The sequence below is a fragment of the Saccharopolyspora sp. NPDC000995 genome (assembly GCF_053599315.1).
On the sequence record NZ_JBSFLZ010000281.1, the window covers coordinates 1 to 2,410 of the forward strand.

Annotated in this window: 1 protein-coding gene; it reads left to right on the forward strand. The window is 64.8% G+C overall.

What is annotated here, in order from left to right:
• Nucleotides 1-695 precede the first annotated feature (695 nt).
• Nucleotides 696-2,159 (forward strand): group II intron reverse transcriptase/maturase, encoded by a 1,464-nt coding sequence (ltrA, locus tag ACWDKQ_RS35760; protein ID WP_450143170.1) that lies wholly within the window; start codon nt 696-698, stop codon nt 2,157-2,159.
• Nucleotides 2,160-2,410 lie beyond the last annotated feature (251 nt).

Genomic DNA, 2,410 nt, shown 5'->3' on the forward strand with positions numbered 1-2,410 from the left:
CGCCCCCGTTATGTTTTTCTCGGTCCTGCAAGAGGATCTCTGGCCTCTGGGCCCGGCATGACTGTTCCCCCCTGTCGATGGGATGACCTGGGGGGTGGTGTCAGTGCGCCGTGAGGCGCTGCAATTCGTGCGGAGGTGAGAGACCGTCGCCGTCGTCCCTGTCGCAGCAGGGTGATGAAGCTGGGGGCAACCTGATCCGGGAGATGCCGGTGAGGGTGAGAGCGGCCCCGACAAAGCCGGGACGGGCCAGAACTGCCAGATGGCCTGGGTCCGGCGAGCGTGATGGAGAGGAGTACGAGAGGAACCAGCGTTTACGTCTCTCAACCCCCCCGCCGGCTCAAACCTGTGCAGATATGGGCCGGGTGCGGTGCGTCTTCGAACCGGGTGACTGGAGCGGGGAACTCCTGGGCGGGCTTTGACATGCCCGTCGGGAGGCCACGGTGAAGTGCTGCGGGGTAGCCGTGGCGATGCCGCAGGGACAGAGCTGGGCTTCTACTCCGTCGAGCGAGTTGCAGTGAACACGGGAACCGTTCCGGCTCACGCCCGCTGCCAGGGATCCGTCCTGGTGGACGGGCTGGGTCCATCGTCGGCCGATCGGGCCGGGACGGGGCGGAGTCGCCGTAGTACTTCGAGCGCACGAGAGGTGCGCACATGGGGAAGGGCGGCAGCGGTATCGAGAAGGGAAGGAGGCTGTAATGCCGAAAGATGCACCGCTGAACGACGGTGCTCCGCCTGTCGAGGACCCGGAAGAGTCCGGCGGGAGGGTATCGGGGATGCAGGCCAAGCTTCACCGTTGGGCGGCGGCCGACCCCGGCCGCAGGTTCGACGACCTGTTCAACTTCGTGCACGACCCTATGACGCTGCGTTATGCGTTCTACCGGGTCGCAGGTAATAAGGGGGCACGGACTGCGGGCATGGACGGCGTTACCGTCGTTCATGTTGAAGAGCAGATCGGCGTCCTCCGGTTCCTGGACGACTTGCGGACCAGTCTCAAGGATGGTTCGTTCCGGCCCCAGCCGGTGCGGGAACGCAAGATCCCCAAGCCGGGCGGCTCCGGAAAGGTCCGCAGCCTAGGTATTCCGACGGTGGCGGACCGGGTTGTCCAGGCGGCGCTGAAGCTGGTGTTGGAACCTATCTTCGAGGCCGACTTTGAGCCGGTCTCCTACGGGTTCCGGCCCGAGCGGCGTGCTCACGACGCGATCGCCGAGATTCAGCTGTTCGGCTCCAAGGGTTACCGCTGGGTGCTGGATGCTGACGTCGAAGCGGCCTTCGACACCGTTTCGCACTCCGCTCTCCTTGAGCGGGTACGCAAGCGGGTCAAGGACAAGCGAGTCGTGGCCCTGGTGAAGGCGTTCCTCAAGGCCGGAGTTCTCACTGAACTCGGAGACCAGAGGGCCTCCGACGCCGGGACGCCGCAGGGAGGCATCCTGTCTCCGTTGCTGTTCAACATAGCTATGTCGGCGCTCGATGAGCGTCTGCAGGAGCCATGGAAGGACGGCGGGACGATGGGAACCGCTGCCCGACGCGTCCGACGCCGGGCGAAGGGCCTGCCGAACTGGAAGGTCTCCCGCTACGCGGACGACCTTGTGGTGCTCGTGAATGGCTCCCGCGCCGACGTCGAAGACCTGAAGCACGAGGTCACTGAAGTGCTCGAACCACTCGGGTTACGGCTGTCACGAGCCAAGACCCGGATCGTGCACATGAGTGAAGCGTTCGACTTCCTTGGGTTCCGCATCCAGTGGAAACGCAAGCGAGGAACGGACAAGTGGTACGTCTACACGTTCATCGCGGACCGGCCCATCCGGTCGCTGAAGGACAGGATTCGTGCCCTGACACGCAGGAAGTCGCAGCAGAACCCCAGAGACGTGCTGGCCAGACTCAATCTGATCATGCACGGCTGGGCCAACTACTTCAGGCATGCAGTCTGCAAACACACCCTGAGCAACCTGGCGAATTTCGTCTGGTGGCGGATGGTCAAGTGGATGCAGACCCTGCATCGCTGGAGGTGGAAGGACGTCCGCCGCTGGCTGAAGGCACCCAATGGGAGCTGGAAGCCGATCTCGGTGGACGGGGTCGAGTTGTTCGATATGGCGGCGGTGCCGGTTACCCGCTACCGCTACCGGGGCAGCAAGATTCCCAATCCTTGGGTCCCTGCATAACCACGCAGAACGGCAGAGACCGTGGAGAGCCCGTTGCGTTGTGAGACGCACGGCGGGTTCGGCGAGCGGCCTGGGGAGACGGACCGGGAGTAATCCCGGCACCGCGCCCCAGGCCGACTCAACCCGGGCCCGAGAGGTGCCGTGGGAGACGCTGATGAGAGGTCCGACTACCGCCCGGCCCGGTGCAACGCCTGGCCTTTCGCGGGCGGCAGGTCTGCATAACGTGGATGCGCGCATACGGCACCGACACC

Coding starts and splice junctions, on each gene's coding strand:
- ltrA (WP_450143170.1), top strand. CDS start 696: ATGCCGAAAGATGCACCGCTGAACGACGGTGCTCCGCCTGTCGAGGAC.